This is a genomic window from Kosakonia sp. H7A, from assembly GCF_003028445.1.
GTDB lineage: Bacteria > Pseudomonadota > Gammaproteobacteria > Enterobacterales > Enterobacteriaceae > Kosakonia > Kosakonia radicincitans.
The window spans coordinates 37,934-52,530 of record NZ_PYTZ01000001.1; the positions used below are offsets into that span (position 1 = coordinate 37,934).

General features: G+C 55.8%; 13 protein-coding genes. 9 read left to right on the forward strand and 4 right to left on the reverse strand.

Features of this window, described 5'->3' with window-relative positions; translation table 11 throughout:
• The first annotated feature begins 1 nt into the window (after position 1).
• The 4 genes from CWM66_RS00175 (at position 2) to CWM66_RS00190 (ending at position 3,675) form a co-directional block, all read left to right on the forward strand.
• Positions 2 to 937, forward strand: a complete 936-nt coding sequence (locus CWM66_RS00175) for an ABC transporter permease (protein ID WP_007372089.1) — start codon at positions 2 to 4, stop codon at positions 935 to 937.
• Entirely contained in the window at positions 927 to 1,733 is an 807-nt protein-coding gene (locus CWM66_RS00180; RefSeq protein WP_107146095.1) for an ABC transporter permease, read from the forward strand. The genes CWM66_RS00175 and CWM66_RS00180 overlap by 11 nt, the downstream gene beginning before the upstream one ends.
• A 24-nt stretch (positions 1,734 to 1,757) precedes the next feature.
• Entirely contained in the window at positions 1,758 to 3,182 is a 1,425-nt protein-coding gene (gene patD / locus CWM66_RS00185) for an aminobutyraldehyde dehydrogenase (RefSeq protein ID WP_007372091.1), read from the forward strand.
• 271 nt (positions 3,183 to 3,453) lie between these two features.
• A complete protein-coding gene (locus CWM66_RS00190) occupies positions 3,454 to 3,675 on the forward strand; it encodes a hypothetical protein (RefSeq protein WP_035942268.1) in 222 nt (73 codons plus the stop codon).
• A gap of 56 nt (positions 3,676 to 3,731) precedes the next feature.
• On the opposite strand, the gene CWM66_RS00195 is transcribed toward CWM66_RS00190, so the two are convergent.
• Positions 3,732 to 4,169, reverse strand: coding sequence for a hypothetical protein (locus tag CWM66_RS00195; RefSeq protein WP_035885656.1), 438 nt, complete (start codon positions 4,167 to 4,169; stop codon positions 3,732 to 3,734).
• A gap of 257 nt (positions 4,170 to 4,426) precedes the next feature.
• On the opposite strand from CWM66_RS00195, the gene CWM66_RS00200 reads away from it, so the two are divergent.
• The 4 genes from CWM66_RS00200 to CWM66_RS00215 all read left to right on the forward strand — a co-directional run bounded on the left by CWM66_RS00200 (position 4,427) and on the right by CWM66_RS00215 (position 6,150).
• A complete protein-coding gene (locus CWM66_RS00200) occupies positions 4,427 to 4,696 on the forward strand; it encodes a hypothetical protein (protein ID WP_227136866.1) in 270 nt (89 codons plus the stop codon).
• 160 nt (positions 4,697 to 4,856) lie between these two features.
• Positions 4,857 to 5,030: a GhoT/OrtT family toxin gene (locus CWM66_RS00205; RefSeq protein WP_064569008.1), complete on the forward strand. Its 174-nt coding sequence runs from the start codon at positions 4,857 to 4,859 to the stop codon at positions 5,028 to 5,030.
• Between the two features lie 88 nt (positions 5,031 to 5,118).
• Positions 5,119 to 5,292 carry a GhoT/OrtT family toxin gene (locus tag CWM66_RS00210; protein ID WP_107146097.1) on the forward strand — a complete coding sequence of 58 codons (174 nt, stop codon included), beginning with the start codon at positions 5,119 to 5,121 and terminating at the stop codon, positions 5,290 to 5,292.
• A gap of 66 nt (positions 5,293 to 5,358) precedes the next feature.
• A complete protein-coding gene (locus CWM66_RS00215; protein WP_107146098.1) occupies positions 5,359 to 6,150 on the forward strand; it encodes an alpha/beta fold hydrolase in 792 nt (263 codons plus the stop codon).
• 56 nt (positions 6,151 to 6,206) lie between these two features.
• Here CWM66_RS00215 and CWM66_RS00220 read toward each other — a convergent pair whose 3' ends face one another.
• From CWM66_RS00220 to CWM66_RS00230, 3 genes are read right to left on the reverse strand one after another with little or no spacing between them, the layout of a single operon-like run.
• Entirely contained in the window at positions 6,207 to 8,381 is a 2,175-nt protein-coding gene (locus tag CWM66_RS00220; protein ID WP_107146099.1) for a virulence factor SrfC family protein, read from the reverse strand.
• Positions 8,378 to 11,359, reverse strand: coding sequence for a virulence factor SrfB (locus tag CWM66_RS00225; RefSeq protein WP_090397601.1), 2,982 nt, complete (start codon positions 11,357 to 11,359; stop codon positions 8,378 to 8,380). The genes CWM66_RS00220 and CWM66_RS00225 overlap by 4 nt, the downstream gene beginning before the upstream one ends.
• Before the next feature lie 4 nt (positions 11,360 to 11,363).
• Positions 11,364 to 12,710, reverse strand: a complete 1,347-nt coding sequence (locus CWM66_RS00230; protein WP_107146100.1) for an SrfA family protein — start codon at positions 12,708 to 12,710, stop codon at positions 11,364 to 11,366.
• A 279-nt stretch (positions 12,711 to 12,989) separates the two neighbouring features.
• Between CWM66_RS00230 and CWM66_RS00235 the strand changes: the two genes are divergently transcribed.
• On the forward strand, positions 12,990 to 14,588 hold the full coding sequence (locus tag CWM66_RS00235; protein WP_107146101.1) for an ABC transporter substrate-binding protein: 1,599 nt from the start codon (positions 12,990 to 12,992) through the stop codon (positions 14,586 to 14,588).
• The last annotated feature ends 9 nt before the right edge of the window (positions 14,589 to 14,597 follow it).

Below are 14,597 nucleotides of genomic sequence, written 5' to 3' on the forward strand. Positions count from 1 at the left end.
AATGGCCATGAGTATTCCGTTAACCGCCCGGCGGCGTGCCAGCCTGAGCGGGGTGTTATGGCGCAAACCGCTGCTTGGGCTGCTGCTCTTGTTACTGGGGCCACTGATGTGGTTCGGCATTGTCTATTTGGGTTCGCTGCTAACACTGCTGTGGCAGGGCTTTTACACCTTCGATGACTTCACCATGTCGGTGACGCCGGATTTAACGCTCGCCAACCTGCAAGCGCTGTTCAACCCGGCGAATTACGACATCATCGTGCGCACGCTGATGATGGCGATTACCGTCACCGTGGCGAGCGCCATCCTCGCATTCCCGATGGCGTGGTATATGGCGCGTTATGCGCGGGGAAAATGGAAGGCATTTTTCTATATCGCCGTGATGTTGCCGATGTGGGCCAGTTATATCGTCAAAGCCTATGCGTGGACGCTGTTGCTGGCAAAAGATGGCGTGGCACAGTGGTTTTTAAGCCATCTGGGGCTGGAGCCGCTGTTAACCGCCTTTCTGACGCTGCCCGCCGTCGGCGGCAATACGCTCTCCACGTCCGGGCTGGGGCGCTTTCTGGTGTTCGTCTATATCTGGCTGCCGTTTATGATTTTACCGATTCAGGCGGCGCTGGAACGGCTGCCGCCCTCGCTGTTGCAGGCATCCGCCGATTTGGGCGCGCATCCGCGCCAGACCTTCCGCTATGTGGTGTTGCCGCTGGCAATTCCGGGTGTGGCGGCCGGGTCGATTTTCACTTTCTCGCTGACGCTGGGCGATTTTATCGTGCCGCAACTGGTGGGGCCGCCGGGTTACTTCATTGGCAACATGGTCTATGCGCAGCAGGGCGCGATTGGCAATATGCCGATGGCTGCCGCCTTTACGCTGGTGCCCATCGTGTTGATTGCCCTTTATCTGGCGTTCGTGAAACGTCTGGGAGCATTCGATGCACTCTGACCGCGCACCGTTTTTTCTCAAAGTCGCTGCCTGGGGCGGCGTTATCTTTCTCCATTTCCCGCTATTGATCATTGCCATCTATGCTTTCAATACCGAGGACGCGGCGTTCAGTTTTCCGCCGCAGGGCTTTACGCTGCGCTGGTTCAGCGTTGCGGCAGCACGCGGGGATATTCTTGATGCAGTGACACTGTCACTCCAGATAGCGGCGCTGGCAACGGCTATCGCTTTGATTCTTGGCACACTTGCTGCAATGGCCTTATGGCGCAGCGAGTTTTTTGGCAAGAGTGCAATCTCGCTGTTGCTGCTGTTGCCGATCGCGTTGCCAGGGATCATTACCGGGCTGGCTCTGCTGACCGCCTTCAAATCGGTCAATCTGGAGCCGGGTTTTTTCACCATTGTCGTCGGGCACGCGACGTTCTGCGTGGTGGTGGTGTTTAACAACGTCATCGCCCGTTTCCGGCGCACCTCGTGGAGCCTGGTGGAAGCTTCAATGGATCTGGGCGCCAACAGCTGGCAGACCTTTCGCTATGTGGTGCTGCCGAATCTCGGTTCGGCGCTACTGGCCGGGGGGATGCTGGCGTTTGCGCTGTCGTTTGACGAAATCATCGTCACCACCTTTACCGCAGGCCATGAGCGCACTCTGCCGTTGTGGCTGCTGAACCAGTTAGGGCGCCCGCGCGATGTGCCGGTGACCAATGTGGTGGCGCTGCTGGTGATGCTGGTGACGATGCTACCTATTCTCGGTGCCTGGTGGCTGACACGTGATACCGACACCGTTGCCGGAACCGGCAAATAACACACCAAGCTGAAGGACAGAACTATGCAACATCACTTGTTTATCAATGGAGAACTGGTTAACGGCGAAGGCGAGAAACAGGCTGTTTACAATCCGGCCACCGGCGAGGTGTTGCTGGAGATCGCCGAAGCTTCCGCCGCGCAGGTCGATGCGGCGGTGCAGGCCGCCGATCGGGCTTTTGCCAGTTGGGGGCAAACCACGCCGAAAGCGCGGGCCGAATGCCTGCTGCAACTGGCGCAGGTGATTGAAGACAACGCCGAAACCTTCGCGCAGCTGGAATCCCTCAACTGCGGCAAACCCTACCACTGCGTGCTGAATGATGAAATTCCGGCGGTGGTAGATGTATTCCGTTTCTTCGCCGGGGCGGCGCGCTGCCTGAACGGGCTGGCGGCCGGGGAGTATCTGGAAGGGCATACGTCGATGATCCGCCGCGATCCGCTGGGTGTGGTGGCTTCCATTGCACCGTGGAACTACCCGTTGATGATGGCGGCATGGAAACTGGGCCCGGCGCTGGCGGCGGGTAACTGCGTGGTGATCAAACCGTCGGAAATTACCCCGCTGACGGCGCTGAAACTGGCCGAACTGGCGAAAGATATCTTCCCGGCTGGCGTGCTGAATGTGCTGTTTGGCCGTGGTCAGACGGTTGGCGATCCGTTAACCGGCCACGAAAAAGTGCGTATGGTGTCGCTCACCGGTTCGATCGCCACCGGCGAACACATTATTGGTCATACCGCATCGTCAATTAAGCGTACCCACATGGAACTGGGTGGCAAAGCGCCGGTGATTGTGTTTGATGATGCCGATCTCGACGCCGTGGTAGAAGGTGTGCGCACCTTTGGTTTTTATAACGCCGGGCAAGATTGCACCGCGGCATGCCGGATTTACGCGCAAAAAGGGATCTACGATGCGCTGGTAGAAAAACTGGGTGCCGCCGTCGCCAGCCTGAAAATGGGAGCGCCGGAAGAGGAAAGTACCGAACTGGGGCCGCTGAGTTCTGCCGCTCATCTGGCGCGTGTCAGTAAAGCGGTTGAAGAGGCAAAAGCGCTGAGCCACATCAGCGTGGTCACCGGCGGGAAAAAGGGCGAGGGCGCAGGCTATTACTATCAGCCAACCTTGCTGGCCGGGGCGAAACAGGAAGATGCCATTGTGCAGCGTGAAGTGTTTGGCCCGGTGGTCAGCGTAACGGTGTTTGATGATGAAGAGCAGGTGCTGGGCTGGGCGAATGACTCACAGTACGGTCTGGCATCATCAGTCTGGACGCGTGATGTCGGGCGGGCGCATCGCTTAAGTGCGCGTCTGCAATATGGCTGCACCTGGGTGAACACCCACTTTATGCTGGTCAGCGAAATGCCGCACGGCGGGCAGAAACTCTCTGGTTATGGCAAAGATATGTCGCTGTATGGGCTGGAAGATTACACGGTTGTTCGTCACGTAATGATCAAACATTAATCGCTAAATAAAGCCATGGAAGGCTTTTAAAAAACCTTATGAATCATGAGGCAAATCTCATAGGTAAATTATCTGTGTTGTTATTCATAAAAAACTGATTTAATAATATTCAGCCATCAGCGGAGTGGCGAAATATCTCAATCAAATAATACCGCGCACCAGCATTTCCTCTGCCCGTCATATGAGTGTCATCGGTTCGACAATAGACAGTCATTGCGACAGAAGATAATGACTGGCTTTTTTATAAAAAACAGGCAGGGGAAAACCCATAATGAGTAAAATCGTGGTCGTGCTCGTACCCGGGGGCGCGTCTGAGCTTTTGACGGTCGATGATAGCGAAACCGCCGTCTCATGGGCTACTGGTAGCGGTAGCGGTGGGGCACAAACCGGTTTGTTACCCATCGAAACCTACTACTGCGAAGGCGAAGAGTTTTATTTTGCGCGCGTGGAAAATCTTTCCAGCAGTGAAATTGCCTCAGTATCATTAAATTAAAAAAAGGGCTCCGGAGTGAGCCCTTTTTTATTTAATTATTTAATTAATTTGTCTGCTTATCGTTTTAAAAACGCTTCATTCTCGCGCGGTGCCCAATCTTTCTCTGAAAAATCATAGGTCGGGTAGGACTCTTCTTTTACACCCTGAGAACGAATAACAGCGCGAACTTCCGCTGGCAAGTTTTCATCACGGAATAATTCTGCCAGTACAAACAGCGTATCAATAAAGGATAACTGTTTTACTTCAAAGGGTTTCCAGCCAGTGCGTTTAAAAATCAAATGATAAAGCGCTTCTTCGCCTGCCAACGGAACAAAACTGCTGGCGTACTTCTCGCGGTGGCGCGCAAGCAGGTATTCAAGGATAAAAATCTGCGCGATGCGCTGGCGAGCTGCCTGTCCGCGCGGTGTGTCAGTGGTCATATCGATGTGCGTTATGTCATTGTTTTCACGCACCCGAACTTCTATGGCTTGCCACAGGTCGTCATATTTCTGCATAACCTTACCTTGTTTGATCCGAAGTATTCCTTGCAGAGAGACAATATCAGAGAAGATTGTGCGCCGACAAATTTCCCGATGCTTACGTTAATGCTACCGACCTTAAATTCAGACTTAAGTTAAATCTCACTATAAAAAAGAAAAGGGTCAGAGTAATTTGTGTTTAATCAATATTCACAGGTGGTGAGAATAATAATCTGCATATTCCTACCTTTTCCAGGATAACAAAAATGCGAATTCGTTCGATGATGTTGGGGATGGTTGTTGCGATCTCATTACTGGGCGCAACAGAAGGGGTTGCCAGAACGCAGGCGCTGTCCGATGCGCAGGTTAAAAAAGCGATCATTGCGGAATCCATTGCGCAATATCCCGGACCCTGCGCCTGCCCGTACAATCAGGCGCGCAACGGCAGTGCGTGCGGCAGGCGCAGCGCCTGGAGCAAACAGGGAGGCTATTCGCCACTTTGTTATCCTGATGATGTCAGTAAAGAGCAGGTGAAAGCCTGGCGCGAGCGCCAGCAGCCGTAAAAGTGACAGGCCGGGTAAAATCCCGGCTTTTTTACATTCTTCAGTAAGTTAAATCAAAATTACTGATAGCCAGGATTGTTACAAACGTAATTAAACTTGATAAATATCAATAATTAGAGCATATTGCGCACGTTTTGTTACTTACTGGTTAATGTTTGTTATGTCGTTATATCAAAAAATGTTGGTTTTCTACGCAGTGATGGCGCTGATTTGCGCACTGATTACCTGGTTCCTTTCACATGACCGTAAACGTATTCGCTTGCTGAGCGCCTTTCTGGTCGGCTCCACCTGGCCCATGAGTTTTCCCGTGGCGTTGTTGTTCTCGATTTTCTGATCTTAAAGCGTGACAGATAAAGCGATACCTTATTGAAAATTAGGGCAACATGTTAGCTGAATGTTTACCTAAGGACAGGAGGCATACGTTGGAACTCTACACAAAACTGCTGATCTTCTACGCTGTGATGGCGGTACTGTCCGGCGTGGCAACGTACTTTCTGGCCCGCGACAACCGCAAAGTCCGGCTCCTCAGCGCGATACTCATCGGTGCGACCTGGCCCATCAGCTTTCCGGTCGCGTTACTGTTTTCACTCTTTTGATCGCGATCTCTCCTTTTTATCGAAATACTGTATATAATCACAGTAATCCAATGAAAGGGAAACCTCATGAACACATTCTATTCACGTTATGCCGAGGGGCAGGTGCGTTGGCACGATCTGCCGGGGCACGGCGATCCGCTGGTGTTTATCCACGGGCTGGGCTGCGCATCATCGTTTGAATACCCGCGCGTGGTCGCCGATCCCGCATTTGGCGGCAGGCGCGCCATCCTTATCGATTTACCCGGCAGCGGTTACAGCGAACGTCCAGCGAGTTTCTCCTATCGCACCAGCGATCAGGCGAAAGTGGTGGTGGAGCTGCTGAATAAGCTTGATTTGCAGGCTTTCTGGCTCTACGGCCACAGCATGGGCGGCAGCATTGCCATTGAGGTGGCAGCGCAGATGGCCGCGCGCGTGAACGGGCTGGCGGTATCGGAACCCAATTTCTATCCCGGCGGCGGTATGTTCAGCCGTGAGATTGCCAGCCAGGATGAAGCGGGGTTTGTCACCAGCGGTTACGCGGCAATGCTGGCGCAGGAGAAAACCGCGTGGGCCGGATGCCTGCAAAGTAATGCGCCGTGGGCCGGATGCCTGCAAAGTAATGCGCCGTGGGCGGTCTGGCGCGGGGCGAAAAGCCTGGTCGACGGTATTGAGCCAACATGGATGACGCTGTTTGTCGATTTCCCGCGGCCAAAAACGCTGATCTTTGGCGCGCTTTCACTGCCGGATAAAGACGAAGAGGCGGTACGGAAACAGGGGATCCCGGTACAGGTGATTGCCGATGCGGGGCATTCGATGTCGTGGGAGCAGCCCGCCGCGCTGGCGCAGACGCTAAATCGCTTTATTACTGAACACGAGTAAAAAAACCCGGCGCGCAAAACCGGCCGGGTTTCTGTTTATGCTGCATCCGTTTTAGCTTATGGCAGTAAAGATTTCAGCTTCTTGCGCGCCGCCGGAGTGACATCCAGCGGGTGGCGGTAGCCAATGTTTTCCGTTGCCCGGTGATAGAGCGCAACCAGCCAGTCGTAAACATAACGGGTGGCGGCGTGAACCGGTTGCTCGCTCAGTCGTGTCAGGCGCGTATTGCTCGCCTCCGCCGAACCGGTGGCGAAAATGGCACGATCTTTCTGCACGCGGCTGGCCGGACGCTCGGCTTCCGCCACCGATGCATAACCGAGCCAGGCGACAAAGTTGCCAATCGCGGCATGCAGCTGCGCGGCGCAGGCAGTATCACGCTGCATGATGGCTTGCAGCTGCTCCGGCAGATTCAGACGGTAGCTGCTGACAATTACAATTTCCGCCATCTGGCGCAGGGCTGTCGGGCTGAGCCCAAGGCGCACGGCGTTGTCGTCGTTGCGGCTCCACTGGCGGACATGGTTAACCCACAGCGCATGTGCCTGCTGACCGACATCTTTACTTTGCGGTTGCTGTTCCGTGTTGTCCGGTGATTCGGCAAACAGATCGATTGCATCATTAAACAAACCGCTGACTTTCTCTTCGCGCGGCTGTTGGACTTTCCACAGCGTGTCGAACTGCTGCATATCCGGCTGCAAACCTTCCAGCAATTCACCGTGACGGGAAGCCTGCCCCTGCAATTCGCGCACGACAGCTTCAGCGCGGGTGCGCTGAGTGGCCGCGTCCTTCTCCGGGCTGACAAGCCATGTTTGCAGCAGTTCGCGCAGCGCATGTTGATGGCGCTCTGCCAGCGCTTTTAAACGCTGTTGACGCAGATCCGGCGCGGTGGCCTGCGCTAACCATGCCAGCAGGCGTTGCAGACTACTGGCATCCAGCGCCTGCAACGTGCCCCAGTGTTGTCCCGGTTTGCCGATCAACTGCTGGACCGCTTCATCCAGGTTCTGCGCCAGCGTAAAACGCGCATCTTGTGGCGTAATTGCCCAGACCAGACCCGGCAGCGCCGCTTCCTGGCCCGATTGTGTCTCTTTTACCCAGTTGAGCAGGGCGCGGGCAGTGGCGGCGGTGGTCGAACGCTCCAGCGTGGCGTTACAGATCATCAGCACGTCCGGCTGTAAGCGCTGGCGATAGCTCTCCAGCAGCCAGCGGCATTTGCTGCGCCACAGCGGTTGGCCGTCCTGCGGGCCGGGCACCGGGATATCGAGAATATCCACTGACGGCAGCACGCTGTTTTCCACCGGCAGCACCAGTTCGCGGGTGATCAGCGCCAGCGTCGCCAGCGGAATACTGACCGCATTGAGCCGTTGCTCGTTGGCCCATGGATGCACCACCACTTCATCATGAATCTCTTCGCTGCCGGGTTCCGCTGGCGTTAAAAATCCGTCTGTCGGCAGGGCGAAGCTATCGACCAGAACGCTTAACGGCGCAGCCAGTTCGCTGGAATTGCCGGTCTGGTGCAGGGTGTGCGCCAGCGCCAGCCACTGCTGCGTCAGTTCGTGTTGCTCGCCCCATAATAACGACCAGGCGCTGGCACGCGCGCTGAGATCCAGTTGCGGCAGCAGGCTGGCGAACTGATACCACAAAGCATCGTCCATTTGCTGCTGCGATGAAGGCACTACCGAGCGCCAGAAACGGGCAATGCCGCCAATCTCTTCGGCGGTGATCCCCGGTACCGGATTCGGCTGGCGCAGGGTGCGCCATTTCGCGACCCGGCTTTCGATCACCGCTTTGTCTGCTGCGCGTAATTCCGGCTGCTGCTGAGTATGGGCAATAAACAACTGCACCAGTTCAGCTTCGCTGATAATGCGCAAGCAGAGTGGAAAGCTGTCGTCCATCGGCGAGTGATCCGGGCTGAAACGCAACGCCATGCTGGTCAGCGCGTGACCCGGATTGATATGGGTAAAGTAATCCAGCGTTTTATCGCCCGGACGCACATCCAGCCGCCCGTTGCCGCTGCCGCACAGCGCGCCGAGCAGATGAGCTTTTGCCGCCTGCGAATGACCATACAGACCGATGGTGCAGGGCGCGTTAACGGCGTCGCGCAGCGCGGTTTCTCCGGCTGCGGCCGCATTCAGGCGCGCCAGCAGCGCGTCGGCATCATCATCCAGTAGCGGTGAAAGTGTCCGGTTCTCGTTAATCCATGCGCTCAACGCCTGGGTGGTGTTTACGCTCGCACTCATTTCAGATACACACTCCCGCTGTCGATCCAGTAGTGACTACCGCTATGGCGGCGGTCGGCCAGCGTATTCAATTTAAAAGTTAACGCGTCGGCAGGCACCGGCGTTCCGTCCTGCAACCAGGCTTCACTCAGCGTGAAGGATTCCGGGCCGTGATGTTTGTTGCCGCCGCTAAAGGCCAGACGCACGTTTAACACGCCATCGCCGGCGATGGTTTTCGCCAGATCCTGCGAGTTAATGCTCAGCGTATAGAGCGGCGTGGCGGGCCAGCGGGCGTTAGCTAACTGACGGAAACCCAGCGTCACATTGCCGCGCAGCGGGAAGTGCAGCTTCGCATCCAGCTTGGCGCCCGGTTTATCGAGATCGATATCGTGATACCAGATGTTTTCGTCGCGTAACGTGTTCACCACGTTATCCAGTACACCGAGGTAACGCACGGTGGAATAAGCGCCAATATCAGCCGCCTTAAAGTTAAAGCGCGGCAGACGCAGATCCAGCGCCAGGCTGCACAGCATCGCACCGACCGCCGCTGTTGATTTCGGGTTACCGATTTTGCCCTGCTGGCTGAAGGGATACCACTCATGCACGCGATATTTATCCAGCCAGATCATGCGGTTAACCGGCACTGGCTGCAAATGGCGGATCAGCGCCTGCACGCCCGGCAGGCAGCCAGGACGGCCGGTGATCAGCAACACGTCACAACTGTAGTGAGAAATGGCTTCGCACACCGCATGCAGCGGGGCGGTAAGCGTAAATTGCCCGTTCAGCATCGCATCCTGCAATTCGCGGAAATTGACCTGCAACGGCACGGCAAGCACGTCGAACTCCGCCGAGCCGGATGGCAACGCATGATCAATCGCCTGGCGCAAATAATTCATCACATTGCGCGTCGGCTGCTGCTTGAGCAGTTCACCGAAGGTCGCATGCAATCCGGCCAGCGGATCGTTGATATCGCTCTCTTCCCAGGCGGCAAGGATTGCGTGACCGATCGGCATAAACAGTTGCAGCGTGGTCTGCTGGCGCAAAACCGCCTGCGTATCAATACGCCCGGAGTCGCCAAACAGCGTCGCCATAATCGCCGCCGCATCGCTGATGCCCGCTTTTTGCATCTGCGTTTGCAGTGCAGGCAGCACGCAGCGCTGGATGACATCCAGCAGAATGTCATCACCCGCCACTTTAAAACCTTCACGGAACAGCAACTGCGGGGTGATTTTGACGTTGCTGCCGGTGCCATCATCAAGCTGATAATGGGTGATCGCCATATCGGTGGTGCCGCCGCCAATATCAACAGAGGCAACGCGCAGCGAACGGCCTTTCACCGCGCCGGGCGCTTCGGCGCGATCCGGGCGGGCGAGGGAGGCAAAGAAGGTTTCCGTCTGCCCGGCAAAACGGGAGATCGCTTCGTTATACAGCCATACCAGTTGTCCGCAGCTCGCTTCATCCCATTCCATCTGAATATGCGGCACCGGCACCACGCTTTTTTCCTGCTGCTTGCGGTTGGCAAAATCTTCATCCTGCGGATGCCAGCCCATTGCTTTCCACACCAGCGCGATCGCTTCAAACATGCGGCGGCGGAAGATTTCACGCTCCTGCTTCGGCATCGCGGAAGGCAAAGTCAAAATAATGGTGCGCAACTGGCGCGGAGAAGCCGGGAAGCCGAGGCGTAAACGCGTTGCCACGCTGTTGATTTGCCCCAGCGCCTGCGACAGCAATTCGCACAGCATATGGGTCATCAGGGTGCTGCGGCTGTACTGCGGCGAAAAGACCGGCAAACGCTCATCCAGCGGCAGGCTGTAGAGCGGCTGGCCCTCATCATTCATCAGGTTCATCAGCGGGAAAGCGGTAGCCAGAGGCTCGCGCTGCGTTTTGCTGTTCATCTGGCTAAAACGCCAGTCCTGCAACACCGGGGTTTCATCCCACAGATAACGTCGCGGGCTGGAGATCCCGCTGTTGCCTTCAGTCCCGACGCGCTGCATCGCCAGTTTGCGCGCTTCATCACCGACACGCACAATCGACGGCCAGATGAATGCATCTTCGCGCCCACTCTCCACCGAGAAGTGCTGCTTACCAAAACGCGCTTCCGAAAACTCCAGGCGGCTGGTAAATAACGGTTCGTTAAGGAATTGCGGCTCGCTGAGCGATCGCACCTGCAACTCTGCCGTCTGGCGCAAACCATCGTTGGCATCGCCATGATCTTCAATGATCACGCCGCAAGTGTGGGTGTTACCGACATCAAGGATCAGATCAACTGGAATCGCCGGAGTGCTCAGCGTGTGGGTGACAATTTTGACTTCCGGCACCTGCAATTGTGAGCCGAGCAGGGTCATCAGGTTCAGCCAGTGCGCCTGGTATTCAAAACCGCGCAGCGCCTGCGTGATCTCACGCTCGCTGCGGCTTTCATGCTGCGAAATGTAATGTAAGAAGGCTTCCCGCAGCCAGCCGTCAACCCAGGTTTGATCGAGGAAATCGGCGACTTCATCATCATGCCAGGCCAGCGCAAAGCGCGTGCCGTTAAGGATATCGTTCTCCTGCGGCGCCAGAGAAGCCGGAGAGTTGTCGTTGATCTGGCTGTCGAGCGCCAGCGCGATACGGTGCGTGTTGCCTGCGCTGTCCGGTTCGCTCAATTTACGGATCTGCACCCGCGCCCAGTTATCCGGCCCTTCAACAAAAGTACGCGGCGGGTTAAAGCGCAAAAAAGGCACCGGCAGCCAGACGCCATCAAGGATCGACAGCGAATACTGCAACGCGTGGGTACTTTCCGGCTTGACCACTTCCGGCTGACCGCCATCGCGGTTCGGCAGGGTATAGCGCTCATTCACCACATCAAAATCGAGCCGCAGCAGTGGGCCATTGGCCGTTTTACGTACAAATCGGCCGCTGTTGGCCGAATCCTGCGGCGTCACGCCAAAATCAAGAAACTGCACGCCGCTGTTGGCAATCAGCGTCACGCTCTGTTTGTAGTCGCAAAGATTAACCAGCATAAACTCAGTCACCTGTTTTTCTGAACGTCACCGGAACGGTGGTTTTGGCGTCAAAACGTGCGCTGCACTCGGCTACGTCGTTGCTGCCTGCTTTACAGGAAATGTCCGGCATCGGGTAACGGGTACCGTCGCTACACCGCGCGTTACCGCGACTTTTAATCAACAGTTCGCCAGTTTCGTGCAGGCCAGAGAAGAGATCTGCGCGGCAGGTAATGTTCTTACCGTGAACAATGCGCGCCGACCCTTTGTTGTTCTGGATTTGATAACGCACCGCTGGCGCTTTGCCGGTCACGGGATCTTTGACATCCAGATCAACGCGCCAGTTACCGTTAAGGAATTTGGTTGAACCGATTTTCACCTCGACAGCATCCATCACCAGCGCGCCTTTCGGGATGGCGGAAATCACCACCGGCTCTTTCGCGGCGGGTTTCTCGGCTACGGTTTCGGCAGGGGCGGAGACTTCCGCCTGGTGCAGTGGCAGCTTCGCCGTCAGCGCAGGAATTGGCGCGGCCTGCATGGCGGGCGGCGCAATCTCGACAGGTTCAGCTTTTGCAATCACCGGCGCGGGAGCCGGAACTTCTTGTTGCTTCAGCAGCAGCGGGGTGGCAATAGCCGCCGCGACTGCGGCAGCAACCGGCAGCGCCCACAGACCGTAGCGACGGCGTTTTTTCGCAGGCGTCGCGGCAACCGGAGCGGGTTCTGGCGTCGGCGCGGCCTGCACAGGCGGTTCTTCAACCGGTTCTGGCTGCAATTTGATTTCCGGCGGCGTGCTTAACAGCGGCGCATCCGCCTGGTTGAAGGTGACTTCAACGGCAGGCTCTTCTTCTGGCTCCGGTTCCGGCAACAGGGTGATTTCCGGCACTTCGGGTTCCGGTTCGCGCAGACAGTCGAGCACATTTTCACGTGCGCTTTCATTGAGGTTGACGAACCCCCAGAAGGTGATGACCGGTTTGCCATCGACGAGGAAAACGTGGTTTTCACCGGGAAATTGCAGCGCTTTCTCCAGCAACGAGCCAAACAGCTGCTGCGCTGTTTTCTGCGATTGCAGGCATTTGCGACTCAGGGCATAAGCGCTGTCGAGGGTATTTTCGAGGTGCTCGCGGGCACGGCTTCGCGCCTCTTCGTCGGCGGCTTTCCACGAAACCGAACGACCGTCGATGGGTGAATACCAGTCGACACGATCGCCTTCATCATTAACCTGGGGTATTGCCAGACAGTCAACCAGCGCCTGCTGTTTGCGCAGGCGCAGTGCTTCACGAATTTGTAATGCCGAATCAAATACGGCCTGACCGCCGCCGCCCACGGCCTGGAAATCATCCAGATCGCCGCTGCGTAAGAGAGTTTTTGCCACGTTTTCATCCCATAGGCTTCTTTACGCGTCTACTATACGCAAACTTGTCGCCAGTAAAAGGAAGAGGAGACCGCAAAACCATTGAATTCTCGATGCATAGATGACATCAATCAGACTTGACGCCGCGATAATTATTTAAGATAAATTTTAATCGTAATGATGGTTGATATTTCAGCGAAATCAACTGCTTTAGCATAACCTGATAGAGAATCACCATTTGCCAGTTCACCTGAGCTGTGCTGAGATTACTACTCCATATAAATAAGAAGGTTCCTGATAATGTCTACAGGGAAAACGCTGCTCGCCCTCGCGCTGAGCACACTGTTACCGGCAAGTGCGGCATGGGCCGCGTCTAACGACACCATCGTCTACTGCTCCGAAGCGTCGCCTGAATCCTTTAACCCGCAAATTGCCAGTTCCGGGCCGACTTTTGTTGCCAGCTCGCAGGTGCTTTATAACCGCCTGGTCACCTTCGATCCGGTGAAAAATACCCCGATTCCGTCGCTGGCGACGGAGTGGAAAGTGTCGGAAGATGGCAAGACCTGGACGTTTACGCTGCGCCAGGGGGTAAAATTCAACAGCAATAAATATTTTAAACCGACGCGCGATTTCAACGCCGATGACGTGATTTTCTCCGTCATGCGGCAAATGGACGCGAAACACCCGTATCACAATGTTTCGCGGGGTAATTACGAATACTTCACCGATGTCGGCCTTGATAAGCTGATTAAAGAGGTGAAAAAGGTGGACGATTACCACGTCCAGTTTGTGCTGAACGAACCGAACGCCCCATTTCTTGCCGACTGGGGGATGGATTTCGCCTCTATTCTCTCAGCGGAATACGCCGATGCGATGCTGAAAAAAGGCACGCCGGAAAACGTCGACAACTGGCCAATCGGTACCGGCCCTTATGTGTTGCAGCAATACAAAACCGATGCGCAAATCCGTTATCTTGCCAACCCGAACTACTGGGAAGGCCCGGTACCAACCAAACACCTGATTTTCTCTATCACCCCGGATGTGCAGACACGACTGGCGAAACTGCAAACCAACGAGTGCCAGATCATTCCGGCGCCGTCACCGGTGCAGTTTGATCAGATAAAAAACAACAAAGATTTGACGCTGCATACCATTGATGCGCTGAACGTCGGTTATCTGGCATTTAACACCGAGAAAAAACCGTTTGATAACGTACTGGTGCGTCAGGCGCTGAACTATGCCACCGATAAGCAGGCGATCGTTAACGCCGTGTTCCTCGGCTCCGGCAGCGTGGCGAAATCGCCGCTGCCGCCCAATATGCTGGGCTATAACAAAGATCTGAAGGATTACAGCTACGATCCGGAAAAAGCCAAAGCGCTGCTGAAACAGGCGGGCCTGGAGAACGGCTTTGAAGCCACACTGTGGTCAATGCCGGTACAACGTCCGTATAACCCGAACTCGCGCCGTATCGCCGAGATGATCCAGAGCGACTGGGCGAAAGTGGGCGTGAAAGCGAAGATTGTCTCTTTCGAGTGGGGGGAGTATCTGGCCGGAATGCGTAAAGGCGAGCACGACACGGCTCTGTTCGGCTGGATGTCGGATAATGGCGACCCGGATAACTTCGCCGATACGCTGCTGGGCTGCAATAGCATCAAAAACGGCGCCAACGCCGCGCGCTGGTGCGATAAAGGCTATGATGCGCTGGTGCAGAAAGCCAAAGTGGTCAGCGATCCGGCGGCCCGCGCCAAACTGTACGAACAGGCGCAGGATATCTTCTACCAGCAGGCGCCGTGGATTGCGCTGGCGAATGGCAAAACCTTCTACGCCACGCGCAGTAATGTGACCGGTTATCAGGTCAGCCTGATGGGCAGTGATTTCTCGAAAGTGAAATTGAATTAAAGGAGTGGA

Bases quoted from the DNA above. Each gene is read 5' to 3' on its own strand.
- CWM66_RS00175 (WP_007372089.1), top strand. From the start codon at position 2: ATGGCCATGAGTATTCCGTTAACCGCCCGGCGGCGTGCCAGCCTGAGC.
- CWM66_RS00195 (WP_035885656.1), bottom strand. From the start codon at position 4,169: ATGCAGAAATATGACGACCTGTGGCAAGCCATAGAAGTTCGGGTGCGT.
- CWM66_RS00205 (WP_064569008.1), top strand. From the start codon at position 4,857: ATGTCGTTATATCAAAAAATGTTGGTTTTCTACGCAGTGATGGCGCTG.
- CWM66_RS00225 (WP_090397601.1), bottom strand. From the start codon at position 11,359: ATGCTGGTTAATCTTTGCGACTACAAACAGAGCGTGACGCTGATTGCC.
- CWM66_RS00220 (WP_107146099.1), bottom strand. From the start codon at position 8,381: ATGAGTGCGAGCGTAAACACCACCCAGGCGTTGAGCGCATGGATTAAC.
- CWM66_RS00190 (WP_035942268.1), top strand. From the start codon at position 3,454: ATGAGTAAAATCGTGGTCGTGCTCGTACCCGGGGGCGCGTCTGAGCTT.
- CWM66_RS00215 (WP_107146098.1), top strand. From the start codon at position 5,359: ATGAACACATTCTATTCACGTTATGCCGAGGGGCAGGTGCGTTGGCAC.
- patD (WP_007372091.1), top strand. From the start codon at position 1,758: ATGCAACATCACTTGTTTATCAATGGAGAACTGGTTAACGGCGAAGGC.
- CWM66_RS00235 (WP_107146101.1), top strand. From the start codon at position 12,990: ATGTCTACAGGGAAAACGCTGCTCGCCCTCGCGCTGAGCACACTGTTA.
- CWM66_RS00200 (WP_227136866.1), top strand. From the start codon at position 4,427: ATGGTTGTTGCGATCTCATTACTGGGCGCAACAGAAGGGGTTGCCAGA.
- CWM66_RS00180 (WP_107146095.1), top strand. From the start codon at position 927: ATGCACTCTGACCGCGCACCGTTTTTTCTCAAAGTCGCTGCCTGGGGC.